Genomic DNA, 24,360 nt, shown 5'->3' with positions numbered 1-24,360 from the left:
AGCGCCCTCGTGGCGGAGCCACGTGGGCGTTTCGGCAACGCGGCGAGCGTGCGTGCCAGACACCGCGAGGCAGGCGGGAATTTGACGACAGGGCCCAGCGCGCAAGCACCTCGGACGGGGCTGGGTCGCGCCGTCCCGAGCCCGGACTCGCCGGCGAGCGACACCTCGCGGCGCCAGAGTCCGCCACCAGACCGGGGGGGTCCGGAACACCCCATCGCCGTCCTTGGAGGGACACATGAGATGGCAAACCCTTAAATCCATCAGCAACAAGTCGGCCGGGTTCGGTCGGCTGGCCCTGATAATCGCCGTGATCGCCGGGTTCCTGAGCATCGCGTCTCCGGCGCAGGCCCAGGTCTACTCCACCTGCGACCAGTGGGGTCAGTACACCCAGGGCACCTGGACGATCTACAACGACGTCTGGGGCCAAAACCACGGCACGCAGTGCCTGACCGTGAACAGCATCAAGTCCTGGTACGTCGATGCCAACCACTCCGGCGGCGGGATCAAGTCCTACCCGAACACCGGGGTCCGGCCCCAGACGCCCCTGTCGCAGTTGAACTCGGCGGGCTTCTGGTACAACACGTCGTCGGCTCCCGTCTCCGGCAGTGACTGGTGGAACTGGACGAGCGACATCTGGTCGACCGGCAACCAGGACGAGATCATGGTCTTCACCAGCTGGTCCGGGACGGCAGGCGGCTGGGGACGGCAGATCGCGTCCAACGTGACCATCGGCGGCGTCCTGTACGCGTCGGTCTGGCAGGCCGATCCCGGCTGGAACGTCCTGCAGCTCATCCCCGCCCAGCAGAGCAACACCGGCAGCATCGACGCCTCGGCGGTCTGGCGATGGGCCGCGTCGCAGAACCTCCTGCGCAACACCAATTTCGACACGATGCAGTTCGGCATCGAGATCACCTCGACCAGCGGCGTGCAGAAGCGGTACTCGCTGAACGCCTACAGCGCCTGGTGGAACAACACCTCCGGCGGCGGATCAAACATCTAGCCGCAATACGTGCGACACGACGGTGCACTCCGTCCGCACATAGAGACGAACGCCGGAGCAATTCCCAAACGCATACCTTTCCGCCGGGCCTCGAACGACAAATCCCGGCGGCAAGGTTTGCGGAGTCTTCGAATTTAGGCGGGGTGGAGGTGGCCTCGGACCCGACAGGTGGTGACGCGGCGTGCGCATAGGCGTTGGTTGGTGGAGTTGTGGAAGCCGTGGGCGGCTCGCGCGGCCAGCTTGATCACGCGGTTGATGCCTTCGCTCTTGGCGTTGCTGTGGCCGGTGGCGATGAACGCTTGGATCTCGGGCCACCAGCGGTCGATGGTGCGCGCGAGGGTGCGGACTTCGGGGATGTCGCAGTCGGCGCACCAGGTGAGGAACTTCCAGCGCAGGTGGCCGGTTCGGTGCCGGTCAGTGGTGCGGGCGCGTGCGAGCAGGTCACGCAGCTTCTCCTTGGCGATCCACGCGGTCAGCAGCGTCATGCCGATGTCGCCGGTGCCGATGAGCTGGTTCCACATCGTGCTGAACTGGGTGTCGGTGAGGTCTTCGCGGTTGCGCAGCAGGCTGCGCCGGGCCTTCCATTCCGGGTCGCCGGCCCGTCCGCGCCGGCCGCGCAGGGTGGCGGTGGTGCGGCGGCGCACCAGGTTGAGCATCTTGTTCGCCAGCTGGACGACGTGGAAGTGGTCGACTACCACGGTGGCGTGGGGCAGTCCGGTACGCACGGCGGCCCGGTAGCCGGGGGACATGTCGATGGCGACGTAAGCGATCTGCTCACGCCAGGGCTTGGGGGTGGTTGCCAGCCAGGCCAGCACGTCGCTGGGGGCGCGGCCTTCGACCTGGCCCAGCAGGCCCTGGATCCCGGTTGCGTCCACGAAGCCGGTGTGCCAGCGGTCCGCCGTCGGCTCCCACCGGCCGGTGCCCGGATCCTGGCGCCACTGCATGCGACCTCGGCGGGTCTCGTCGATCCCCAGCACCGTCACCGGCCCGGGAGGGGCGGTCATCACCTCCTGCCCGACCTGCCGGAAGGCGTCCATCACCGTCGGCCACGACAGGCCCAGGTCCCGGCCGGCCTGCACGACCGTGGATCCGGCATCCCGCACCCGCCTCCCGGCCGCCTGCCGCAGCCGGGTGGTGATCCTCGCACCGGCCGGGACCTGGCGAACCTGCTCGGTGAACGACCGGCGGGCACAACCCGGTTGGGTGCAGTACCAGCGGCGTTTACGCCATACCAGCTCCAGCCCCCGCTCCCCGCAGGGCAGGTCACGTGGCCGGGTGACCACCCAGCCCTTCACCCGCGTGGCGAACACCCTGCACGCGGGGCAGTCCCGCGCCTGCTCATCGGCGGTGGCCAGGTGCACCCGCCGAGTGCCGTCCTCCAGCCGCTCCACCCGCACGACGGCCAGGCCGTCAAGGTCGAGCAGCAACGTCGTTTCGTTGTCCAAGCCCGTGGTTCCTGGTGATCGTTCTGCGTCGAGAACAGAAATGATCACTCACGACCGCGGGCGTGCTGCTGCCGGGGCCACCCCTGCCCCTCACCCAACGTGACAGCCAGTCAGCCGCTCAGGACGACACACCGCTCAAGTTCGAAGACCCCGTTAGTAACAGCGGCCGGGACACCGACTCCAAGCAGCTCCAGTACCGGCCGGATGTGACCGACGGGTGCCTCTCCGGCACCGACCTTTCCCTCGCGGCACAGTCGTCAGAAGGGGCCGAAGAAGCGATGCCACCAGCTGGGCCGCGGACGTGCCCAGGCAGCCGGCTCGGCCCGTCGTAGTCGCACTCCATGAGCTCTTCGGGAACGATCGAGTACCCGAGGTCGGCCAACGCTCGATTTACCTTGCCCAGGTCCATGGCGTCCAACTCTCCCTCGGCCTGTGCCTCCCCGGTGCCGAGCAAGTCACCGGGGTTGTCCGCGCAGACCAGGGCCAGCGCCCCGAACTGAGTCGTAGAACTGCCGCAGCACCGTCTCGCAGTGAGCACGGGTTCTCGGCGAGTGCTTCGTCCCGACGGTGGGCTTGCCAGTCACCGGATTCGGTGTCCCCGGCGCCGGCCCGTCACTGCGAGGTGGTGGGATCTCGGAGAGAGCCTTGCCTCGGTGGCGCCAATGGAGGCGTACCGGCTTGTCTGCCACCTTCATCCACAACATGAAGTCCCGGGCGTCCTCGCGGGTCGCACGGTCCCACTCGATCCCGAGCACCCACAAGAACCGGAACCAGCGCAGCAGATCCATGCCGTACGAGCGCGGCGTCAGCGGCGAACTGTCCCTCACCATCAGCTCCTTGAGGTACAGCGCGGTGGGCTCGACCGGTCTCTCGACCGGATCCAGCACCCTGTACGGCTCCCAGGAGTCTCCCGTCTCCAGTAGCCGGCCTAACTCGGGCAGGACGAAGTCCCTCAGATCCCTTCCGGGACGTTGCTCTTCAAGCACGTCGGGAAGCTAGCAGATACCCCTTCTGAGCTGCGAAGACTCATGAGTTAGTTCGGTCAACAGGCCCGACCACGCACCGGGGCTTCTGCCCGCGCTGCGGGACCCACCTCGTCTCCGTCGCCGGCGGCTCGGAGATGATCATGGTGACCGCCTTCAGCCTTACCGAGCAGAGCGGCATCGAGCCTGTCGGGCACAGCTTCCGTGAAGCCGCCGTGCCGTGGATGACCCTCCCCCTCGCCCCCGACCGGCTTCACTAGATGATCAATTCCAAGGGATGCCTGCGGAGGGTGTGGTGGGCGGCGGCCGAAGCCACCGCGAGACGGTCAGGCGGCGGGCTGCCGGCCCTGGTTGTCGAGGTGGCAGCGGGCGGTCAGGCGTCAGGGTCGACTTCGGGGTGCGTGAACCGCACGGGCTTGCCCAGCGACCGGGCGTAGGCGATTTCGGCTCGGGTGCTGTCTCCGATGTAGTCGCCGACTACGAGCACCTCATCAGCGAGCCGGATCTTCGCCCTGTGCAGATCGTCGAGTCGAACCTTCAGCGCCTCGGCCTCGACAGGATCGGACCAAAGTTCGTGCGGCGACTTCATGTCACAGCCCGGTTTGACGACAATCTTTCCGGCTTTGGTCTCCCGCAGATCGGCCTCGTTCATCTCGGTCATGAAGCGGGTGGAGCCGCAGATCACGACGATACGCGGGAGGCTCAACAGCTTCTTCGCGTCGGCGAGCTTCTCCTCGGGGGTGAGCAGTCGCGGGTATGACACTGGTTCCTCCTTGTGGTGTGGTCCAAGGGGTGCCTGCGGAGACGAGAACGAGGGTGTCCAAGATCGTTTTGTGACGAACGACGTGGACACCCTCGCGACAGCACTCTATGCGACGACCGACGACATGCTGAAGGAGCATCCCGACCTGGCGCCGTGGCGCCCGCCGGTCGGCATTACGCCCCGCCTGAGCGATGCCGAACTGGTCACCCTCACCACGATGCAGGCCATACTCGGCTACACCTCCGAGGCCAAATGGCTCCGCCATGCCCGTGCCCACCTGCGCCACCTCTTTCCCTACCTGCCCCAGCAGCCCGGCTACAACAAGCGGCTGCGCAAGGCCGCCGGTCTGATGCGAAGCGTCAACCAGATCCTGGCCACCACCACCTCGGTGTGGAGCGACGACGTATGGGTCGTGGACTCCACCCCGGTGGAATGCGGCCGCTCCCGCGAGACCGTCAAACGCTCCGACCTGGCAGGTTGGGCCGAATACGGCTACTGCGCCAGCCACAGCCGCTTCTTCTGGGGCCTGCGCCTGCACCTGGTCTGCACCCTTCAGTACCTGCCCATCGCCTTCGCCCTGACCGGGGCCAAGGCCGACGAACGCGAGACCCTCCTTGACCTCCTGGCAGCCGAATGCGAGCTTCTGCGAGAGCGCCCCCGACAGACTCTCATCGGCGACAAGAACTACTTCGGCCGTGGTTTCGAACGCGAACTGTCCGAGCATGGAGTCCAGTTGCTGCGGCCTGCCCGTAAAGGTGAACGGGAACGGCCTGGCGCAGCCCTGTTCAAGCCGCTGCGACAGGTCATCGAATCGATCAACGAGACCTTCAAGGGACAGCTTGACCTCGAACGGCACTGAGGGCGCACACCCGGCGGTGTCATAGCCCGCGTCATGCAACGCATCCTCGCGCTGACCGCCGCGATCTGGCACAACGACGCCACCGGACAAACCGTCCTACGCTCACTGATCGCCTACGATCACTGACCCCTTGGACTAGATCATCTAGTGCCGCATCAGGCAACGTTCGCCCTGGGCGGTCTGCGACGATGGCTCCATGGACGAGGAAGTCATTCCCATTCTTCGCGTCGAGGACGCTGCGGCGGCTGTCGCTTGGTACGAGCGACTGGGCTTCGTCAAGCAGTGGGAACACCGCTTCGAACCGGGACTTCCCGCATTCGTCGAGGTCGCCCGGGGCGGGGTGCGGTTGTTCTTGTCGGAGCACACGGGCGACGCCCGCCCCGACACGTTGGTCTACCTCCGCATTCGTGATGTCGACGCCCTCGCCTCCGAGTTCGGTGTGCAGGCGAAGGAGGCTCCGTGGGCGCGTGAGATTGAGCTGCGCGACCCTGACGGCAACCGGCTTCGGATCGGCACGCCGACGGAATGACTTCGCCGGCAGCGTGCGGCAGGGAAGCTGTGCTGGTGGCTGAGCGAGTACGCGTCCGCGAGATTGATGACGACGAGGGGCAGCGTCTGCTGCGGATCATCCGCAGAGGCAGCGGGCCGGTGGTGACCTGGCGGCGGGCACAGATGGTGCTGTTATCCGCGCAGGGCATGCCTGTGGCGATGATCGCCGAGGTGACATTCACCAGCCCGGACCGGGTCCGGGACCTGATCCACAACTTCAACACCGACGGCTTCGACTCGCTCTACCCGAAGTACAAGGGTGGCCGGCCCAGAACGTTCACCCTCCCGGAACGCCGGGAGATCAAGAAGATCGCCAAGTCCAAGCCGGCCGAGCTCGGCCTGCCGTTTTCGACCTGGAGTCTGGCCAAGCTGGCAGACTTCCTGCTCGCCGAGGGGGTGGTCGACGACATCAGCCACGAGGGCCTTCGAGCCCTGCTCCGCGAGGAGGGCGTCTCGTTTCAACGCACAAAGACCTGGAAGACCTCCCGTGACCCGGAATACGCCGCCAAGAAAGCCCGGGTCGAGCACCTTTACGCGATCGCCGACGGCGAGGTCATACCCGCGTCACTAGGCCCGGGCCGCTCCCCGACCTGCACAGCAGCGCCGGGGCCGCCAGATCTGACGGCTGGCTTCCGTCGAAGAGAACAGGCAGTCAACTTTCGCTGAGAACCGCTCAGCCATCTGGGAGACGAGACACCCTCCGTACGGGCCAACGGTCGCTGGTCGCCACTTCGTCGCGGAGGTGGGACGAGGCGTGCTGCCTGAGGTGCGTCCAGGTCCTGGTCGCTGGCGAGCGGCACAGGGTACCCGGATCCAAGACACAGCCGCGCTCCTGGCCCGTCTTCTGCAGCCAGGTGTCGACGCAGTCGGTGGAGCGAGACAGGCGCTGGTTGCCGCAGGTGTGTACCACGTCGTCCCAAGCCCAAGCGGGTGGCGGCCAGCTTCGCCCGTCGGCGCGGTGTCGAGCGGTCCCGGGTCAGGGCCTGCGGTGGCGGGGGCCGGGGACAGTTCCGCGGCGTGGCGGCGGGCCGTGCCATGGCGTCGGCCAGCGAGGCCTCGTGCAGCGGTAACGACCAGCTCGGCGCGCTCGGCCTGGTCCTCAACGCCCTGGTGCTGTTCACGACGCGGTACACGGACGCCGCGGTGAACCAGCTGCGCGCGGACGGCTTCGACGTCCGCGGCGAGGACGTGGCCCGCCTCTCCCCGTTCGTACGGCACCACATCAACATGCTCGGCCGGTACTCCTTCCAGCTCCCTGACCCTGCCCGGCGGCCTGCGCCCGCTGCGCGACCCGGAGGCCACCGACGAGGAATGACCGGCCCCGTCCCCCACCGCCGGACGGGAGGCCCCTGGAGGTACGGCCAGGAGGAACGTCCGGCGGTGCGGCCAGTGCGGCATTGAGCTGCCAACGGCAGCAGGCGGTCCGGCAGCCATGAGGCTGGCAGATCGACCCACTGGGGGGGTGCCTTACGGGTGTCATACCACGGTGGGCGGGTGCCGGTATGTGTCGGCCAGGGCGGCGATCGTCTGCGCCATCCGGGCCCTCAATTCGGTGGGCGCCACGACCTCGGCCTCCGAGCCGAGCCGTAGCAGCATGCCAACGGCGTGATCGACGGACTCGGTGGGGATGACGACCTGGACGCGGCCGTCGGGGCCCGGTGGCCCAGCGCTGTTCAGGGCGGCGCGTGCCACTGCCGATTCCATGAGGTCCGGAAGCTGATGAAGGATCCGTGGCGAGAGCCGTACCACTGCGTCGCCTTGGTGGCGCCGGGCATCGAAGTCGGTCAGATAGGACTGCCAGTGCGCGGCCAGGTCGAAGCCCGGGGGCCGCTCGAAGCGGTCCTGCAGTACCTGGATCCGGAGGATCTGGGAGATGCGGTAGGTGCGGACCTGTTCCGGTCTGGCCGCCACCAGGTACCAGCGGCCGGATTTGAGCACCAGACCGTAGGGTTCCAGCGTCCGGGTCACCTCCTGTGGTGCCTTCCACCGCCGGTAGCGGATGCGGATGCGGTGCTGCCGCCACACGGCATCGGTCACGGCGGCCAGGTGCGGGGTGGGATCTGTTTCGGCGTACCAGCCGGAGGTGTCCAGGTGGAAGCGCTGCCGTATCTCGCCGGTCCGGTCGCGTAGTTCGTCGGGCAGCGCTGCCTTCAGTTTGAGCTGGGCGGCGGCGAGGACGGTGCCGAGCCCGAGGTCCGCGGCCGGTCCGGGCAATCCGGCCAGGGAGAGAGCCTCCGCCTCCTCGCTGGTCAGTCCGGTCAGCCGGGTGCGGTAGCCGTCGACCAGCCGGTAGCCACCGTCGTGGCCGGGATCGCCATAAAGGGGGACGCCGGCGGCAGCGAGCGACTCCATGTCCCGGTACACGGTGCGGACGGAGACCTCCAGTTCGTCGGCCAGCTGCTGTGCGGTCAGCCGGCCGCGGGTCTGAAGCAGCAACAGGACGGACAGCAGTCTGCTCGCGCGCATGAGGAAAGTCTGCCGTAGTCCACTGACATGGGATGTCAGGGAAGGCGATCTAGCTTTCCGGCTGGGCGTAAGCCCAACCCACGGGACAGAGCAAAGGACACCTGCAGATGAGCACTCCATCCCCCGGCCAACCGGGTATCGGTGATTTCGACTTCCTGGTAGGCACCTGGGACGTGACGAACCGTCGGCTCCTCGCACCGCTGACCAACAGCACAGAGTGGGACGAGTTTCCGGGCACAGCGGTGTGTCACAGCACTCTGTTCGATGGAGCCGCCAACCTCGACGAGATCAGCTTCCCGACCAAAGGCTTCAGCGGCCTGACGCTCCGCTTGTTCGACCCCGTTCGCGCGCAGTGGTCACTGAACTGGGTGAACAGCCGGACCGGGCTGCTGCAACCGCCGGTCGTCGGCCGGTTCCACGACGACGGACACGGCGAGTTCTACAGCGAAGACACCCACGAAGGCACCCCGGTCCTGTGCCGCTTCATCTGGTCGCGGATCACCTCGGTATCGGCCCACTGGGAGCAGGCGTTCTCGACCGACGGCGGGCGGGGCTGGGAAACCAACTGGACCATGGCCTTCCGCCGGACCGGGGAGGGTTCCGCATGACCAGGGCGCCGGCCGCGCAGGAACTCTCGGCTCAGCCGGTCGGGAGACTGACCGTCTGGCAGGGGGCCGCACTGTACATAGGCGCTGTCCTCGGCACCGGTGTGATCGCCCTGCCCGCACTGGCGGCGCGGGCGGCCGGGCCGGCCTCGCTGCTGGCCTGGCTCGGACTGGTCCTGCTGTCGGTGCCCCTTGCGGCCACGTTCGCCGCGCTGGGCGCCCGCTACCCGGACGGCGGCGGTGTCTCCACCTACGTCCGGCATGCCTTCGGCGCGCGGGCGGCGGCGGTGGTCGGCTGGTGCTTCTATCTCGCCGTACCCGCCGGTGCTCCGGCAGCGGGCATGTTCGCCGGAGCGTACGTCGCGACCGCGGTGGGCGGCGGCCGTCGCATGGTGGTGGTCACGGCGGCGGTGCTACTGATCCTCGTCGCGGTGGCCAACGGCTTTGGCCTGGCCGTCACCGGCCGTATGCAACTCGTGCTCGCCGTCCTTCTTGTTGCGCTGTTGCTGGTCGCCGTGGCCACCGCGCTGCCGCACGCCGACGTGCGGAACCTGCATCCGTTCGCGCCGCACGGCTGGCCCGCGATCGGCTCGGCCGCGGCCCTGCTGGTGTGGAGCTTCGCAGGCTGGGAGGCCATCACCCACCTGGCAGCCGACTTCCGCCGTCCGGCGCGCGACCTGCCCCGGGCCACCGCCCTGGCGGTCGCGGTCGTCGGCGTGCTCTACCTCGCCGTCGCCGCCACCAGCGTGCTCGTGCTCGGCCCGGCCGCCGGCACCTCCGACGCCCCACTGGCCGAACTGCTGGCCCTCGGCATCGGAGGAACGGTCCATGCGCTGGCCGCGGCCGCCGCCCTGGTGCTCACTCTCGGCACGATGAACGCCTACTTCGCCGGCGCGGCGAAACTGGGCGCGGCGCTCGGCCGGGACGGCGCGCTGCCCGCCTGGCTCAGTCAGGGCAGCAGCGTCGGCGAGGTGCCACGCCGCAGTCTGGCTGTCCTATCGGGGCTGTCGGCTCTCGCCCTCACCGTCACTACGGTCGCCGCAGTCGGCCCGCAGCCGCTCGTCCTGCTCACCACCGGGTCGTTCGTGACCGTGTACGCCCTGGGCACCGCCGCCGCCCTGCGCCTCCTTCCCCGTGGCGCCCTGCCCCATCGCTGCGCACTTTTCGCGCTTATCGCGGTCGCGGTGCTCCTCGTCATGACGGGCTGGTACCTGTTCTGGCCGCTGATCGTCACAGCGAGCGCCCTGTGGTACCTACGATGGCGCCGTGGAACAGGCTCGCCCACATCCTGACCCGCCAGACGGGCTTGCCGCAGGTGGTGATAGCGGTGAACCCGGGAGAAGCCCGACCACAGGCTCCGCCCGCTGTCACGTCCCAGAAGCCCGCGCTGAAATCGGCGCCAGCCAGCAGGGAGCAGGCGACGATCCCGATGAACAGGAAGACGGCAACGGGATCCGTCATCACCCCTCCGCTCCCCCAGCGCGCATCGGCGAGATCCGGGCCGGAACGGGGGCCGTACGCGGCAGCACACTGTCGTCGCCCTCGGCCTACCACCGGCGCTTCATCAGAAGCAGCACCGCCGCGGCACCCACGCCCACGGCTACAGAGATGACGAGGACCGCGGTGAACAGGAACCACAGGACACCCGCGAATCCAGTGGAACATGGGTGCCGTCCCACCGCCGGGCAGCAGGCTCGCTGGTCACGGGCTCGCCGCTCCGGATCAACTCCGGTCCGCGGACCCGCGCCGAGTGCGGACTCCAGGCCTTCGCGCCGTGCCCCGTCCGTCACTCCACGGCGGCCGTGCGCAACATGCGTGCTATCACCCTGATGCCACGTCGGTTCACGCGGGTGGCACCGGTTGAGGGGCTCGGTCGCGCCAGTTGGGGAACGCTGATGTGTCGTAGGCCCCAGCGGAAAGCGAGCAGAACATGACGGCATCTTCGGGCTCTGGCATACGACGCATCACACAGCGTTTCCGTATCGCGGCGGCGGGATGCGCCTTCACCGCCCTGTGCACGGCCACGGTGGTCCCGGCCGCTGCGGACGGTGGCACAGGCACGACGAAGCCCACCATCGTGCTGGTGCATGGTGCCTTCGCCGACGGTTCCAGCTGGAACGGGGTGATCGAACGGCTGGAGCGTCGCGGCTACACGGTCATGGCCCCGGCCAACCCACTGCGCGGGCTGTACAGCGACTCGGCCTACATCGCCTCCGTACTCAAAAGCATCAAGGGACCCGTCGTACTCGCCGGACACTCCTACGGCGGAGCCGTGATCAGCACCGCCGCAGCCGGCAATCCCCAGGTGAAGTCCCTCGTGTACATCTCGGCACTGATGCCGGACATGGGCGAAAGCGGCATGTCGCTCTCCGCCCGCTTCCCCAGCGCCCTCGGCACCGCCACCACGTCCGTGCCCTACCAGACCACCGGCGCCAGCGGGACCGACCTGTACCTCAAGCGCGACAAGGTGCACCCGGTCTTCGCCGCCTGTCTGTCAGCCGGCCAGGCGCACCTTCTGGCAGACACTCAACGGCCCGCGGCCACCACTGCGTTCTCGGAGACCGCCAAGGTCGCGGCATGGAAAGACATACCGTCCTGGGCCCTGGTCGGTCGGCAGGACATGACCATCAACCCCGACCAGGAACGCTTCGAGGCCAAACGCGCTCACTCCCACACCGTGGAGATCGACACCTGCCACGTCTCCCTGATCGCGCGTCCCGACGCCGTCGCCGACCTCATCCTCCAGGCCGCCACCGCGAACTCCTCCACCACCACCGGTTCCGCCCGCCCGACACTGGCCGACACCGGCACCTCCGGACGCTCCACGGGAATGGTCATTCTGGGCGGCATCACGACCGCATCTCTGGTGGCCGGCCCGGCACTCCTTCTCCTGGGTCGCTGGATGCGACGCCGCACGCACTGACGCGCGTTCGGCCCGCGGCCTCCCCGGATTACCAGCTCTTCGGAAACGGGGATCAGCGATCGAGGCCCACTGCGTGGCGGCCGAACCAGAAAGCATGACGCCGCGCCAGCGGATCATGTACGCCTTCGTCGCGACGACTACCGCGAACCCCGCCCCTACCGCGGCACTTCGCCGCCAACAACCCCCTGGAGGCAGGCCTCGCCGCAGCGCTCGTCGATGGTGATCGTGCTGCGGACGGCACCCCAGTGCCGTCGACGCCGTACGCGGAGCCGTCACCGTCCAGCACGGCGAGCGGACCGTGCGGGAACCGCGGGTCGAGCGCGGGCTTCGCCGCCTTCTTCGCCGCCGGGCGCTGCGACGTCGCCGGGTGGGCGGGACGCTCGGGCGCGGCCGGGGCGGCGGAAGCCTCCACCGGCACGGCGGCCTCCGCCTCGGGCGCGGCCGGGCCGGTGAACGCCTCCGGCACCTCCGGCTGCGGCGCAGCGACCGGGGCCGGGGCGGGCGCGGCGGGGGCGCCGTGCGCGGGATACTTCGCCCCCAGCCCTTCAGCAGCCGCTGGTACGCGGACAGGCGCGGCTCCTTGGGCTCGCTCCGGCCGTTCTCGTAGTTCTTGACCGTCTGGATCGTGGTCTTCAGCACGGCCGCGAGGCGGGCCTGGGTGATGCCGGCCGCCATCGCATTCTCTTTCCGGGTGGGGTGTGGACGGTGCCAGCAGGCCCTGGCTGTCCCGTGTCACCGAACCTTGGTCTTTGCCATCGAAGGTTGATGATCGGTGAGTTCGTGCCATCGAAGTTTGAGCTGCACGGAGTGCTGGGCGGCACAAACGGCGGATCACCGTCCGACTACCGTTGCTCCGCACACACCGAGATCGAGATCACCGCAGAGCTGGTCCGGGACCTGCTGCGCGACCAGCACCCTGACCTGGCCGATCATCCTTTGCGTCTCGGCGCGCGCGGCTGGGACAACCAGCTGTGGCGGCTCGGCGACGACCTCGCCGTCCGGTTGCCCTGGGCGACGCAGTCTGCGGACGCGTTGCTGCTCAAGGAATACGCCTGGCTGCCCGTTCTCGCCCCGCACCTTCCGCTGCCAGTCCCGATCCCGCAGCGCCTCGGTGAGCCCTCCGAGCGGTTTCCGCGGCCCTGGATCGTCACGACCTGGGTGCCGGGCGAGCCCGCCGACCGCGCCCCCGCCACGCGCGTTGCGGAGGCGGCCGATACCTTGGCCGCATTCCTGACAGCTCTGCACCAACCCGCCCCCGACCGGGCGCCCGCTGACGAGTTCGGCCGCGGGGGGCCACTGGCCGACCGCGCCGAGCAGTTCGAGAGGCAGCTCGCCTCGGCCACCGAGCTGGGGCTGATCCCCGACTCGGACGCCGTCCGCGCGGTCTGGGAAGACGCCGTCGCCGCGCCCGACTGGGCGGGCCCGGCGCTGTGGCTCCACGCCGACCTGCACCCGGCCAACGTCCTCACCCAAGGCGCCACCTTCTGCGGCGTGATCGACTTCGGCACCCTCTGCGCGGGCGATCCGGCCATCGACCTCGCCGCCCCATGGATACTGCTGCCAGACGGCGCCGCCGACCGCTTCTACGGCACCTACCAGCCAGCCGCGGACGCGGCGACCCTACGCCGCGCCCGCGGCTGGGCGGTGCTGCGCGCCTTCAGCGGCATCCTCATCGGACAGGCCGGCATACGCGGCCTCGCTGGAGGCAAGGCCACCTGGGGGCCACCCGCCCACACCGCACTGAGACGCCTCATCGCAACGGCCAGCCGCTGATCAATCGACGCCGCTCACTCATTCACTTTGGAAGCAGGCCCTTCATCGCCCAGCACGCCCTCAACCTTCGATGACAAACACTCAAGGTTCCCTACGTTCTTCTCCGGGACCGGGCGAGCCCTTCGTATGGTTGGTCCGCCCAGGGGCGTCGGGTGTGGCTTTCAAGGTTCTGCCGCTTGTGGCTTCCATCGATTGGCCGCCCGACGCCCCACGACGACTCGGCTGCCAATTAGGAATTGCGAATGATCGCTCCGTAGGGAATCGATGGCATGCGCGCAGGATTCGGTGGCACCGGACGGTGACCGTCACGAAATTCCGCCCAGAATCCTCGGAACCCCCTTCTCTCAGTAGAGGCTTGGACATCCCTTCGGGGTCCACGCCATCCGCGCTCATCACGTGAGGGCACGGCGGCAGTGACCTCAGCGGCGCGGGGCGCAACCCCGCACCTACGGCCTTCGTGCCGGGAGGGAGCCGGTCTTGAGGCGCTGGCTGAGGGACCGGTGGAGTCAGGTTCGCCTGCCGCGTCCCGTTGCCGAGGCCAGCGTGCAATGGGACCAGGCAGCACAAGCGCGGGCCACGATCGAGTGGCGGCGATCGTCACGCAGGCGTTCCGGGGTAAGGTCGCCGGGCCGGACGCCCGGACGCCGCCACCGTTCTCATCGAGGGCGTACTTAAGCTGCTGCGGCACCTGGCTCCACCTCAAGAAGCATGCCGCCACTCAGTTCCGCGACGAAGTCGAGACCGCGGTGGCCAACTATCTCTGAGCAAAATGGCCAACCATCGTTGGGCACCGGCCGCCCACCAGCTGGCTTTTCGACGTTTCCGGCCACATATCGCTGGAGGTCACACCTCGTGGTGTCCCGTCTTAAATGATCTGTGCCCAGTGACAGCGAAGCTTGATCAATTGCCGTCGAAGATTGATGATCAGTAGGTTCGTGCCACCGAAGATTGAGCGGCACGGCGTTCTGGTGTGTCAGGGGGCAGGGGGCTCGCGGATGCGTACGCGGATCTGGATCTCGGAGCGGTTGACCTGGGCTTTCTGCACGAGGACGGACAGGTTCGGTGGTCGCTCGCGGCTTGCTGTGGTGTCCGCCGCTCTGCGCCGCCGCGCTGCCGCGGGCCTGCTCGCCATTGCCATCGTGGTCGTGGTGGCCGCAGGGGCCGGGTGCGATGTCATCGGGGGCTCGGGCTCGGGTCCGTCCGCGTCGACCGAGGGCGGCGAGGCGACCCGCCGGGTCGAGCGCAAGGCGACGAACCCGCCACCGGGGTTGCCCGCGGCCTTCACCGCCGGCCAGCGGCTCGACTGGTCGGCCTGCCCGGCACCGTCCGGGGCGCAGGGTAGCGGTGATGCCCCGGGCGACGGCTGGGAGTGCGCCACAATGAAGGCGCCGTTGGACTACGAGCGGCCCGGCCGCGACACGATCGACGTCGCCATGATCCGGAAAAGGGCCACCGGACCGGAGCGGAAGCGGATCGGATCCCTCCTCCTCAACTTCGGCGGCCCCGGCCAGTCCGGCGTCGTGGGGCTCCCCAGGTACGCGGGCGACTACGCCTCGCTGGGCGAGCGCTACGACCTGGTCAGTTTCGATCCGCGAGGTATCGGCGGGACGGCCCCCGTGAGCTGCGGGGAGAAGAAGTACGAGGGCGGCGACGCCTGCGAGAAGCACTCCGGTGGGCTCCTGCCGTACGTCGGCACCTCGCAGACGGCGCGCGACATGGACCTGATGCGCTATCTCCTCGGTGACGAGAAGCTGCACTACTTCGGCGTCTCCTACGGCACCAGGCTGGGCGGCGTCTACGCCCACCTGTTCCCTAAGAACGTGGGCCGACTCGTGCTCGAAGCCCCGATCGACCCGACGCTGGATCGCCTGCAGGGCGAGATCAGCCAGGTCAAGGCCGTCCAGCTCGCCTTCGACCGCTTCGCCGAACACTGCGCGAACGCCTACGACGACTGCCCCACCGGCAGCGACCCCGAGCAGGCCGGCCAACGCGTCATCGAGCTGCTGGACAAGCTCGAGAAGAAGCCCGCGCCCACCGACGGCGACGAGGAACTCGACGACAGCCTCGCCGCCCACGCCATCGCGAACCACCTGGACCGCGGCAAAGAAGGCTGGAGGCCGCTGGCGAAGGCGCTCCGCGAGGTCATGGAGCGGGGCACCGGCAGCAAGTTGCTGGAGGAGGCGTACGACCACGGCCCGGACACCCGGAGCCGACGCACCCGGGCCGACGCCGGGGTCGGCGTCAGCGCCCGCAGCAAGACCTCGGGCGGCAACGGCACGTCCGCCTTTGTCGCGATAACCTGCGCCGACTCCAACCTGCGCCCCGGCTTCACCAAATCCGAGGAAATGATGAAGCGGATCGAGGCGGCCTCCCCCGTCTTCGGCGAGACCTGGGCCAATGGCGTCTACCTCTGCTACGACTGGCCGTTCAAAGGCGAGAGCGCCACCCCCGACGTCAGCGCGGACGGCGCTTCCCCGATCCTCGTCGTCGCCAACACCGGCGACCCGACGACGCCGTACGGGGGCGCCAAGCGCATGGCGGGCGAGCTGGGCGAGGAGGTCGGCGTCCTGCTGACGGTGCGGGCCGAGGGCCACGGGTCGTACCCCTTCAACCGCTGCGCGACCAGGGCCGTCAACACGTACCTCCTCGACGGCACGACCCCTAGGTACGGCACGACGTGCTCGTAACGCCCTCGGGGTAGGAGCGCTTGCCGCAAAGGTCGAGTGATCGTTAGCCGTGTCGCCGGCCCGCCCTCCGTCCATCGCCCGCTGGGCGACGACGAGGAGCGGGACGACAGTGGGGCGGTGATCCGGAACTGCTGAAAGCGGCGACCTCGGCGCGTAGCCTGAACGGCAAGGTCCAGCTGATCCAGCAGCCGGTCGGCGAACTGACCGGCCTGCGCGGCGCCGGCACCCGGGTGCCCAGCACACAGGTCGCGAACACCACCACCCCGCTCGCGGTGCACGGCAGCAGCCAGGAACTCCAGGCCGACTTCACCGCCGGCACCGCCGACCGCTTCGGCCTGGACGTCCGTACCGGCGGCGGGCAGCGCACCCGCATCGGCTACGACACCGCAACCGGCGAGGTCTACATCGACCGCACCGCCTCCGGCGCCACCGACTTCGACCCCACCTTCTCCGACGTCCAGCGCGCTCCCCTCGCGCTCGACGGCGGCCGGCTGAGCCTGCACGTCCTCGTCGATGCCTCCTCCGTCGAGGTCTACGCCCAGAACACGCGCGGCGAACAAGTGGTCCTCACCGACCAGGTCTTCCCCGATCCCTCCAGCACCCGCATCGACGCCTTCGCCGAAGGCGGCACCGCCACCCTCAACCACATGCAGGCGTGGCAGCTGAAGTCCATCTGGCCGTGACGTGCCCTCAAGTCCGTGCGCCGGACGGCCAGTACGGCTTCCGGCGCGCGGATGTCGGCGAGGTGGGAGCCGAGGATGCGGCATGAAAGCAATCCCCACAGAGCCGTGACGCCCGGCAGCACGGTTACCAGCGGAACGGCGAAGTTCGCCTGTCCCGACGTGCCGGCCGGGAAGTCGAACACGGTCAACGCCACAGGACAGGTCATGGGGATCGACGGCTGCGGTAGGACGCTGTCCCTGCTCGGGGCGGCCACGGACGGCACCCGGAGCGCCGTACTGTCCCGTAACTACCCCACCGGCTCAGATCGGTGCCGTACGTGTGGGCATCCCCAGGCGACTCGGCCGGCTAGCGCAACCGCTACTCATCCCTGCACCAGGCGGTCTGGCGCGGCGCCTCCACCGGGACGGTCGAGCGCCTCTTGGCCATGGCACCTTGCGAACACTGTCGTCCCCAAAGGGTCTGCGGTGCTCACCGCTTCGGCGACTGCAGCTGACCCCAGCGACTCCCCCACCCCCGGGGGCACTGTGTCTGACCAGCGCGTTTACCCCTCCAGGATAGGCGCGCTGTTCGTGGTAGCCATGGCATTAGCCATTGAATAGGTTCCACAGCCATGGTGACGACCACGTCCAAGCGCCGACAGCGTGGCAGCATCCGCCGCAACGGCCCCGGTTTCCAGGTCCGTGTGTACGCGGGCCGCGACCCGCTCACAAAGAAGGCCGTGTACCTGTACGAGCAGGCGGCCACCCACGAGGAGGCCGAAAAGGCCCGCACGCGACTCCTCCACCAGGTCGACGAACAGCGGCACCCCAAGAGCCAGGTTTCTGCGTCGCTCCTGCTCGACCGGTGGCTCGGCATTGCCGAGCTGGACGAGGCATCCGCTCGAAGACACGCTGCTGCTTGGGCTTGCCCTCCACCCGCCAGCAGATGGCCATGGAGTGCGCAGCGCACGCTGCGCCCGGCACCTGGGGGCGAATGGCGAGGTGTTGGGCGATGTGCGTCATCGGGCGGCGCTTCATGTCGGGGACATGATCAGCGCGGCGACGTCGGCGAGGGCGCGAGCACGCCGCCGATGCCGTGCGCCGTACCGCTATTGGCGTGCCCGCCTGGGAAGCGGTCGTCCGGGCGGCCCGAGGGCCCCGTCCGTGTCCGTCCACCAGCCCGGCAGGGCCTACTGGCTCACATGAGTGCTGCTCGACAGTACGGTGCCGCGTGTCGCGCCAACTCCCCTCATTGGATGGGATGTTGTTGTGCGGTGGGGCCCGCCTCAGGCCGTACGGCACAGCACCGCACCGCGAGTGAGGGCGCCACGCTTGGCGAGGGAAGCCGGCGCGGCACCCGCCCGCTCAAAGGCAGCCCCCCAGCCGTCATGCCCGGCAAGCGGGTGGCCAACCGTGTCCTCCTGCTCGCCGTGGCCGGACCCGTGATCACCCGCTTCGCGGGCACACGCCCTGCGGGTGCGGCCCCTCCGCCCCGCCGCGACGCCACGCTGCGAAAGAGGATCCGGCGGTGCTCGTCGGGGTGATCAGCGACCAGAAGACCATGCACACTCAGGCGGTCGTGCCGTCACGCTGCCGCCTTGGCGGAGCTCCAGGGCCGTGAAACGCTCGATATACGACATATCCACCTGCCATATCCGTTCCTCCCCTGCACGTCGATCTCGACCGAGTGAGCCGGGCTCTCCGTCGGGAGTTCATCCGGAACCAGGCTCCCGTTCGGGAGTAAGGAACAGCCATGAGGACGACCGAGCACGTGCACGACCGCGACGACCACAGCGACCCCACCTTGTACCGCACTCCGGCGGACGCCGTCGCCGCACCCCCGGAGAAGGTCGCCTATCTCGTCGGATTCGACCCGACCGCACAGCGCGCGGACGCGTTGTTCACCGTCGGCACCGACCCCGAATCCCCCGCATACGGCCGCGTGACCTCGCACGCCGAGCTGCCCGACCTGGGAAACGAACTGCACCACTTCGGCTGGAACGCCTGCTCGAGCGCGTTGGGGCACGCCGGTCATCACCACGCCGCGCGTCGCTACCTCATCGTCCCAGGACTGCGCTCGTCCCGGCTGCACGTCTTCGACACCACCCCCGATCCCGCCCGCCCCCGCCTGGTCAAGGTGGTCGAGCCCGAGGAGCTGGCCGCCAAGGCCGGATATTCGCGCCCGCACACACTGCACTGTGGCCCCGACGGAGTCTTCCTGTCCTGCCTGGGTGGCGCGGACGGTGCGGACGGGCCCGGCGGCGTCGCGCTCCTGGACCACGAAAGCTTCGAAGTCCTGCGCGCCTGGGAGAGCGACCGCGGGCCGCAGCGGTTCGCCTACGACGTCTGGTGGCATCTGCGCCAGAACATCGCTGTGACCAGCGAATGGGGGACCCCCTCGATGATCGAGGACGGCCTTGTTCCCGAACTGCTGCTGGGTCGCCGGTACGGCCACTCTCTGCACTTCTGGGAGCTCGACTCCGGCCGGCACCTGCAGCGCGTCGATCTGGGGGACGAGAACCAGATGGTGCTGGAACTGCGCCCCGCACACGACCCCGAGGCAACGTGGGGGTTCACCAACACCGTGGTCAACGTGGAGGACCTGTCGGCATCGGTGTGGTGTTGGAACCGGGAGGGCGAGGACTTCGTGGCCCGCAAGGTGATCACCGTTCCGGCCGAGCCCGCGCAGAAGGAGGACCTGCCCCCGGCGCTGCAGCCGTTCGGCGCCGTGCCCCCATTGATCACCGACATCGACCTGTCGGTGGATGATCACTGGCTGTACATATCCGCATGGGGTACCGGCGACCTGCTCCAGTACGACGTGAGCGACCCGTTCCATCCCAGGCAGACCGCGGCCGTGCGTCTTGGCGGCATCGTCGGCCGGCAGCCGCACCCCGCCGAGCCGGACATCCCGCTGACGGGCGGAGCGCAGATGGTCGAGCTCAGCCGCGACGGGCGGCGCGTGTACCTGACCAACTCCCTGTACGCCACCTGGGACGAACAGTTCTATCCCGCGGGCATCGACCCGTGGATGGTCAAACTCGACGCCGACACCTCGCACGGCGGGCTCTCGGTCGACAGCCGCTTCTTCCCGCACGGCGCGGACTTCCTCGGCCTGCGCGTGCACCAGACGCGCCTGCAGGGCGGCGACGCCTCCTCGGATTCGTACTGCTACCGCCGCTGACGGAGCCGGTTCGTCCCGGCACTGCACACGTAAGCCCGGCGCCCTCGCAGGGAGGGGACATGCTCTCCGTGTCCTACGCAGCAGGCGCACATGCTGCCGACGGGACCGGATGGCAGCTGCCCTCGACCGAAGCGCTGGTGACCACGGCCCTGGTGACCCTGGCCACCGTGGTGGGCGCCTGGCTGGCGCGGCGGGGATCGGGCCGGTCGGCGCTTCTACTGGCCGCTGCGTCAGGGATTTTGCTGATCATCGCAAGCCTCGATCTTCTGCCCGACGCGTGGGGCGGGGCCCGTGAGGCCGGCGTGCCGCAGTGGGCAGTGTTGGGCGCCGGGGCCTTCGGTGGCCCGCCGGGCCGTGCCACTTCCCTGCCACAAATGCCACTACGGTGCCACATCACCACCCCGCGTCTTGCGGATCACCGAACCGAGCCGGCCGGCGACCTCACGGTCCCGGCCAAGCGGCGCCACAGCGCGGCCGGCGGGAAGCCGCCCGTCGAGTGGGGCCCGTCCCGGCCCGGTGGCGCAGGCCGAGTCCTCCCGCCCGTTGGTCCCCGGCCGGACTGGGGCTATCGTCGGAATCCTGGGGCCAGGACGAGGAGGACGGCCGGTGATGCCGCAGGACGAGGCCGTGATCGGCTGCACGGGGAAGGTACTCATCGGCACTCGCGGATCCGCGGGCCCCGGCGAAGTCCTGGTGCGGGTCAGAGGCGGCTCCGAGACTTTCCTCGCCTGGTCGGAGGAGCCCCTTCCCGCGGGCGCGACGGTGCTCGTGATCGAATCACGTGGATGCCGTGAGGTCAGCGTCATCGAGTGGGTGGATCCATTGGACGCGCTCGGCGCGGATACCGCCGACGCCGGCTGAGGAGTAGCAGAATGTTCGGATACCGCGTTCCCGCTCCCGACGAGGCGATGTTGATCTCGGGCGGCCGGCGGGGACTGGGGGGCGCGCCGTTCCGAGTGGTGACGGGGCACGGCAAGTTCGTGCTCCCGATCTTCCGGAAGGTCCGGTTCCTCACCCTGTCCATGTGTGAATCCGAGGTCACCGAGACGTGTGTGACCAGGCAGGGCATCGCGTTGCACGTCCGCGCGGTCATCGCCTTCAAGGTCGGCAACGACCACGAAAGCATCATCAACGCGGGCCAGCGGTTCCTCTCCGACCAGGAGCAGATGTCGGTGCTCACCGGCCGGATCTTCGCCGGCCACCTGCGGGCCATCATCGGCTCGATGACGGTCGAGGAGATCGTCACCGAGCGGCAGAAGCTCGCCGCGGAGGTCCTGGACACCTCCAAGACCGAGATGGCGAAGATCGGTTTGATCGTCGACTCGCTGCAGATCCAGTCGATCGACGACGGCGACACCGGCTACATCGACGCGATGTCCGCGCCGCACAAGGCGGCCATCCAGCGGCAGGCGCAGATCGCCCAGGCGCAGGCCACCCAGGCCTCGGTCGAGGCGGAGCAGGTGGCGGCCCGCAACCAGGCCGAGTACGCCCGGCAGACCGCCATCGTCAAGGCGGAGTACTCGGCCGAGGTGGACCGCGCGCAGGCGCAGGCCGCGCAGGCCGGACCGCTGGCACAGGCACACGCCCAGCAGGAGGTGCTCGCCGCCCAGACGGAGTTGGCCCAGCGCCAGGCCAAGCTGCGCCAGCAGCAGCTGGTGGCCGAGGTCGTGAAGCCCGCCGAGGCCGAGGCCGAGCGGGTCAGGATCCTCGCGGCCGCTGAGGCGCAGCGGATGAAGATCCAGGCAGAGGCGGCGGCCTCGTACGACCGGGTCGCGCTCGACCGGATGCTGATCGACCAGCTCCCGCAGATCGTCAAGGAGGCCGCCGGCGGCCTCGCCGGCGCCAACGTCAACGTCCTCAACGGCGCGGACGGCCTCGGCGAGATCGCCGCCGGCCTGGTGTCCCAGGGCCTGACGATCCTCGACTCGGTCCGACAGAACCTGAACGGCCAGGACTCCGACGGCCACCGCCCCGAGGAGAGCAAGGGCAACGGCCTGCTCCAGCTGCCCACCAGCAAGGAGAAGAAGTCGAACGACGGTCCGGTGGACATCGATTAGAGACGGCAAGCACCTGCGAGGCGTGCTCACGTACAGAGCCTGTATGGCGCAGCCCTATCCCGATTCCCTGCTGCGGGCCACGGAGCAGGCGCGGTGACCTGGCGATGTCGGTCGGGCACAGGTCACCCCCAGGCGTGCGAAGGCCCGGCCGCCGGGGAGGTGGAGGCCGGGCCGATCAGCGGCTGTTCAGCGGCGGCGGAAAAGGCAGACAAGTGCCGTGCGCTCGCCGGTGAACGCCTTGGCTTCGGCTCCGGACATGTTGGCGAGCGTCCACCCCTGGGCCTCGATGGCTTCGATCTGCTCGCCGACGCCGGCCATCAGTCCGGTGGTGCGGGATCCTGCGTTCGCCTCGATGATCTTAAAGACGAGGACCTGCCGCCCGGTGGCGTAGGCCTCAGCTGCGACTCGGGTCGCCTCGTTGGCCTTGGCGTTGTTGATGAAGCCCATGCGTAAGTACCCCCCAGGTACACGATGATGAGAGGTGCTCAGGTTCTCAACGGGGGGCGTGTCTTCGGAAGCCTTGTCGCTGTGCTGTGACGAACGTGTGGTCCGCGCAGGGTAGTTCGCCGCCCAGTTCCCGTACGGCCTGGTGCCGCGACCTGGTGAGGGCGGCCGGGTACGTCGCGGCGCAGCTTGAGGGCGATGCGCCGCCTGGACCCCGGTAGTGGGCCTGCAGCTTGCTGTTGTCGGAGCCTGCTATGAGCAGATCGTGGAACTCCTGGACCAGCTGGATGGCGCGGCCCGGCTGGCTCAGCGAGGTGTTCACCAGCCGGGAGTACGCGAGCTGGTTCATCAGCAGAACTCGTCCGCGAGGGCAGGGCAGCGGCGCAGGTCAGCGCCCGTCCGCATACGCGATCTTCCGAACCGGTCATACGGGTGGGGCATCCCCGGGGATCCACTGTGCCCAGTCCTCGACGTATTCGACGGTGACCGGCGTGACCAGCGTGCCTGCCGGGTGGGCGGATGCGATGGTCCTGCACCGCCCCCGGCCGATACGCCGGCGCTCACCTTGCGGCGGTTCTCCTGCCGCGATCTGAACCACCTCACAGGTCGGGTCCCCGGGGCCGCCGAGCAGATAGTTCCGGCCCGGGAGCAGTTCCTGCTGAGAGACGGAGACCAGGAGACTCTCCGACCGTTTGGAGTCGATCGGCTCCGTCAGCGTCATCGTGGGTGCCCCGGGTTCGACGCTGATCAGGTAACCGCCGCGCGCGGACTCGTCGTCGTCCTCGTCGTCGTCAACCCGGGACCGGGCGGGAGCCTGCGTGCGCCGACTGCGCACAGTGAGCTGCACCAGCAACGTCCCGATGCCGAAGCAGAGCAGGGCCACGAGCCCATTCATGACGAGCATCTGTGGGGCGACCCCATGTTGTCAGCCGGTCTTGTCGCGGTGACGAGATCCCAGGGACATACCGCCTTGGGCCTGCAAAAAGAAGCCGAGGACGACAAAAGTCAGGGCCACGGTCGAGAGGGCCAGTCCAACCCCGCTGGACCATCCGACCAGCCTCGGGACTCCGTCCAAGGCCAAGCCTCCCCCCGTCGCGACGAAGCCCCAGCCCGCCTTGCCCGGCTTCCGGTACTGCGCTGCTCGCCAACCGTTCAGGGTCAACGCTCCGCAGGCCGCAATGACGCATCCGCTGACCAACATGATCCATGCCGGCATATCGCCCCTCCTGCGGGGATCTTACTGATCGTGGATCGGTGCGGCTATGGTGCGTGTCGTGTCGAAACTCGGGTCGTCCTCGGTCGGGACGGCCGCCGGACCTCGCTGCTCCTCGGCAACTGCGCGGCGCAGCATGCCGCTCAGCCGCCAGACGACGGCGATGGTCAGTGCAGCGGCTCCGATGTACAGACCACCGCTGAGCGTCACCTGCCACAGCGCTTGTCGGGCCTTGTCCGCTGTTCCCGCCTGTTTCAGCGCCGAGTAGCCGAGCCTGGCCCGGCTGCCTGCGGCGAGTACGGTGAGCCACCACACGGTGAGCAGGGCGTTGCCGCGACGGCGCCGCATCGCCGGCTGGGCGGCAGCCCACAGGTCGTTGACGATCATCTTCGGTATGAACAGCTGCGCCAATGGAACCAGCCAGCCGAAGAGCACCCACTCACGGTGGCGGCGCTGCCCCTGGGGCCAGACGGTGTCTGCGAGCGAGCGCATGCTGTAGAGCCAGAGGATGAACAGCACCATGGTCGCGGGGAACGCCGCCTGCAACCACCCAGTCAGGTTCCCGAACCACATATCGGCCCTGACCAGCGCCTCGCCGTCGTCCGACCGTTCCAGCGGTGGTGCCAGTAGCACCCGGTACTTCCGCCAGCCCGCCGCCTCGGTGGCCACCGTCATCAACGAGAAGCAGGCGAGCATGCCACACGTCCACCGGGCGAGCCCGCCCGGCAACGCCGTCTTTCTCCCCAT

The 24,360-nt window shown here is 68.8% G+C and carries 19 protein-coding genes and 6 pseudogenes; 15 read left to right on the top strand and 10 right to left on the bottom strand.

All coding sequences use genetic code 11. From position 1 onward, the window contains the following. Window positions 1-235: 235 nt before the first annotated feature. Window positions 236-1,000, top strand: coding sequence for a hypothetical protein (locus ACWD4J_RS41730; protein WP_451400773.1), 765 nt, complete (start codon window positions 236-238; stop codon window positions 998-1,000). A 134-nt stretch (window positions 1,001-1,134) separates the two neighbouring features. Here ACWD4J_RS41730 and ACWD4J_RS41725 read toward each other — a convergent pair whose 3' ends face one another. Both ACWD4J_RS41725 and ACWD4J_RS41720 read right to left on the bottom strand, forming a co-directional pair. Further along, a complete protein-coding gene (locus ACWD4J_RS41725) occupies window positions 1,135-2,445 on the bottom strand; it encodes an ISL3 family transposase (protein ID WP_451400772.1) in 1,311 nt (436 codons plus the stop codon). A 455-nt stretch (window positions 2,446-2,900) separates the two neighbouring features. Then, entirely contained in the window at window positions 2,901-3,332 is a 432-nt protein-coding gene (locus tag ACWD4J_RS41720) for a site-specific integrase (protein ID WP_451400771.1), read from the bottom strand. Between the two features lie 155 nt (window positions 3,333-3,487). On the opposite strand from ACWD4J_RS41720, the pseudogene ACWD4J_RS41715 reads away from it, so the two are divergent. Continuing rightward, window positions 3,488-3,688: pseudogene (locus ACWD4J_RS41715) on the top strand (GFA family protein); the annotation flags it as partial. 113 nt (window positions 3,689-3,801) lie between these two features. Here the strand turns inward: ACWD4J_RS41715 and ACWD4J_RS41710 are convergent. Next, window positions 3,802-4,191 carry a hypothetical protein gene (locus tag ACWD4J_RS41710; protein WP_340375664.1) on the bottom strand — a complete coding sequence of 130 codons (390 nt, stop codon included), beginning with the start codon at window positions 4,189-4,191 and terminating at the stop codon, window positions 3,802-3,804. A gap of 70 nt (window positions 4,192-4,261) precedes the next feature. On the opposite strand from ACWD4J_RS41710, the pseudogene ACWD4J_RS41705 reads away from it, so the two are divergent. From ACWD4J_RS41705 to ACWD4J_RS41690, 4 genes and pseudogenes are all read left to right on the top strand, one after another. Then, a pseudogene (locus tag ACWD4J_RS41705) lies at window positions 4,262-5,176 on the top strand (IS982 family transposase). A gap of 70 nt (window positions 5,177-5,246) precedes the next feature. Further along, window positions 5,247-5,579: a glyoxalase superfamily protein gene (locus ACWD4J_RS41700; protein ID WP_451400770.1), complete on the top strand. Its 333-nt coding sequence runs from the start codon at window positions 5,247-5,249 to the stop codon at window positions 5,577-5,579. A gap of 35 nt (window positions 5,580-5,614) precedes the next feature. Then, window positions 5,615-6,160: pseudogene (locus ACWD4J_RS41695) on the top strand (helix-turn-helix domain-containing protein); the annotation flags it as partial. A 510-nt stretch (window positions 6,161-6,670) separates the two neighbouring features. Continuing rightward, window positions 6,671-6,914: pseudogene (locus tag ACWD4J_RS41690) on the top strand (Tn3 family transposase); the annotation flags it as partial. 161 nt (window positions 6,915-7,075) lie between these two features. On the opposite strand, the gene ACWD4J_RS41685 reads toward ACWD4J_RS41690, so the two are convergent. Beyond that, window positions 7,076-8,065 (bottom strand): helix-turn-helix transcriptional regulator, encoded by a 990-nt coding sequence (locus tag ACWD4J_RS41685; protein WP_451400769.1) that lies wholly within the window; start codon window positions 8,063-8,065, stop codon window positions 7,076-7,078. A gap of 107 nt (window positions 8,066-8,172) precedes the next feature. Between ACWD4J_RS41685 and ACWD4J_RS41680 the strand changes: the two genes are divergently transcribed. From ACWD4J_RS41680 to ACWD4J_RS41670, 3 genes are all read left to right on the top strand, one after another. After that, window positions 8,173-8,673 carry a hypothetical protein gene (locus tag ACWD4J_RS41680; RefSeq protein WP_451400768.1) on the top strand — a complete coding sequence of 167 codons (501 nt, stop codon included), beginning with the start codon at window positions 8,173-8,175 and terminating at the stop codon, window positions 8,671-8,673. Further along, window positions 8,670-9,962, top strand: coding sequence for an APC family permease (locus tag ACWD4J_RS41675; protein ID WP_451400767.1), 1,293 nt, complete (start codon window positions 8,670-8,672; stop codon window positions 9,960-9,962). Before ACWD4J_RS41680 ends, ACWD4J_RS41675 begins: the two co-directional genes overlap by 4 nt. A gap of 638 nt (window positions 9,963-10,600) precedes the next feature. Continuing rightward, window positions 10,601-11,593, top strand: coding sequence for an alpha/beta fold hydrolase (locus ACWD4J_RS41670; protein WP_451400766.1), 993 nt, complete (start codon window positions 10,601-10,603; stop codon window positions 11,591-11,593). 247 nt (window positions 11,594-11,840) lie between these two features. Here ACWD4J_RS41670 and ACWD4J_RS41665 read toward each other — a convergent pair. Then, window positions 11,841-12,268: pseudogene (locus ACWD4J_RS41665) on the bottom strand (helix-turn-helix domain-containing protein); the annotation flags it as partial. A 192-nt stretch (window positions 12,269-12,460) separates the two neighbouring features. Here ACWD4J_RS41665 and ACWD4J_RS41660 point away from each other — a divergent pair. From ACWD4J_RS41660 to ACWD4J_RS41650, 3 genes are all read left to right on the top strand, one after another. Continuing rightward, window positions 12,461-13,366 carry an aminoglycoside phosphotransferase family protein gene (locus tag ACWD4J_RS41660; protein WP_451400776.1) on the top strand — a complete coding sequence of 302 codons (906 nt, stop codon included), beginning with the start codon at window positions 12,461-12,463 and terminating at the stop codon, window positions 13,364-13,366. 995 nt (window positions 13,367-14,361) lie between these two features. Then, complete coding sequence (locus ACWD4J_RS41655; RefSeq protein WP_451400765.1) at window positions 14,362-16,053, top strand: alpha/beta hydrolase; 1,692 nt, start codon at window positions 14,362-14,364, stop codon at window positions 16,051-16,053. A 128-nt stretch (window positions 16,054-16,181) separates the two neighbouring features. Beyond that, window positions 16,182-16,736, top strand: a complete 555-nt coding sequence (locus ACWD4J_RS41650) for a GH32 C-terminal domain-containing protein (protein ID WP_451400775.1) — start codon at window positions 16,182-16,184, stop codon at window positions 16,734-16,736. 1,054 nt (window positions 16,737-17,790) lie between these two features. Here the strand turns inward: ACWD4J_RS41650 and ACWD4J_RS41645 are convergent. Then, window positions 17,791-17,902, bottom strand: a pseudogene (locus ACWD4J_RS41645) (lanthionine synthetase); the annotation flags it as partial. 566 nt (window positions 17,903-18,468) lie between these two features. Here ACWD4J_RS41645 and ACWD4J_RS41640 point away from each other — a divergent pair. The 3 genes from ACWD4J_RS41640 (at window position 18,469) to ACWD4J_RS41630 (ending at window position 21,956) form a co-directional block, all read left to right on the top strand. Further along, window positions 18,469-19,899 carry a selenium-binding protein SBP56-related protein gene (locus ACWD4J_RS41640; protein WP_451400764.1) on the top strand — a complete coding sequence of 477 codons (1,431 nt, stop codon included), beginning with the start codon at window positions 18,469-18,471 and terminating at the stop codon, window positions 19,897-19,899. A 609-nt stretch (window positions 19,900-20,508) separates the two neighbouring features. Next, window positions 20,509-20,760 (top strand): hypothetical protein, encoded by a 252-nt coding sequence (locus ACWD4J_RS41635; RefSeq protein WP_451400763.1) that lies wholly within the window; start codon window positions 20,509-20,511, stop codon window positions 20,758-20,760. Between the two features lie 11 nt (window positions 20,761-20,771). Then, window positions 20,772-21,956 carry an SPFH domain-containing protein gene (locus ACWD4J_RS41630; protein WP_451400762.1) on the top strand — a complete coding sequence of 395 codons (1,185 nt, stop codon included), beginning with the start codon at window positions 20,772-20,774 and terminating at the stop codon, window positions 21,954-21,956. 186 nt (window positions 21,957-22,142) lie between these two features. Here ACWD4J_RS41630 and ACWD4J_RS41625 read toward each other — a convergent pair whose 3' ends face one another. The 4 genes from ACWD4J_RS41625 to ACWD4J_RS41610 all read right to left on the bottom strand — a co-directional run bounded on the left by ACWD4J_RS41625 (window position 22,143) and on the right by ACWD4J_RS41610 (window position 24,360). Continuing rightward, complete coding sequence (locus tag ACWD4J_RS41625; protein WP_451400761.1) at window positions 22,143-22,403, bottom strand: hypothetical protein; 261 nt, start codon at window positions 22,401-22,403, stop codon at window positions 22,143-22,145. 46 nt (window positions 22,404-22,449) lie between these two features. Next, window positions 22,450-22,749, bottom strand: coding sequence for a hypothetical protein (locus ACWD4J_RS41620; RefSeq protein WP_451400760.1), 300 nt, complete (start codon window positions 22,747-22,749; stop codon window positions 22,450-22,452). 75 nt (window positions 22,750-22,824) lie between these two features. Then, on the bottom strand, window positions 22,825-23,295 hold the full coding sequence (locus ACWD4J_RS41615; RefSeq protein ID WP_451400759.1) for a hypothetical protein: 471 nt from the start codon (window positions 23,293-23,295) through the stop codon (window positions 22,825-22,827). 342 nt (window positions 23,296-23,637) lie between these two features. After that, a complete protein-coding gene (locus ACWD4J_RS41610) occupies window positions 23,638-24,360 on the bottom strand; it encodes a DUF4328 domain-containing protein (RefSeq protein WP_451400758.1) in 723 nt (240 codons plus the stop codon).

It is taken from the genome of Streptomyces sp. NPDC002577 (assembly GCF_053594815.1).
The sequence above is the reverse complement of the archived record's forward strand: the minus strand, read 5'-3'. Positions and strand labels throughout refer to the sequence as shown.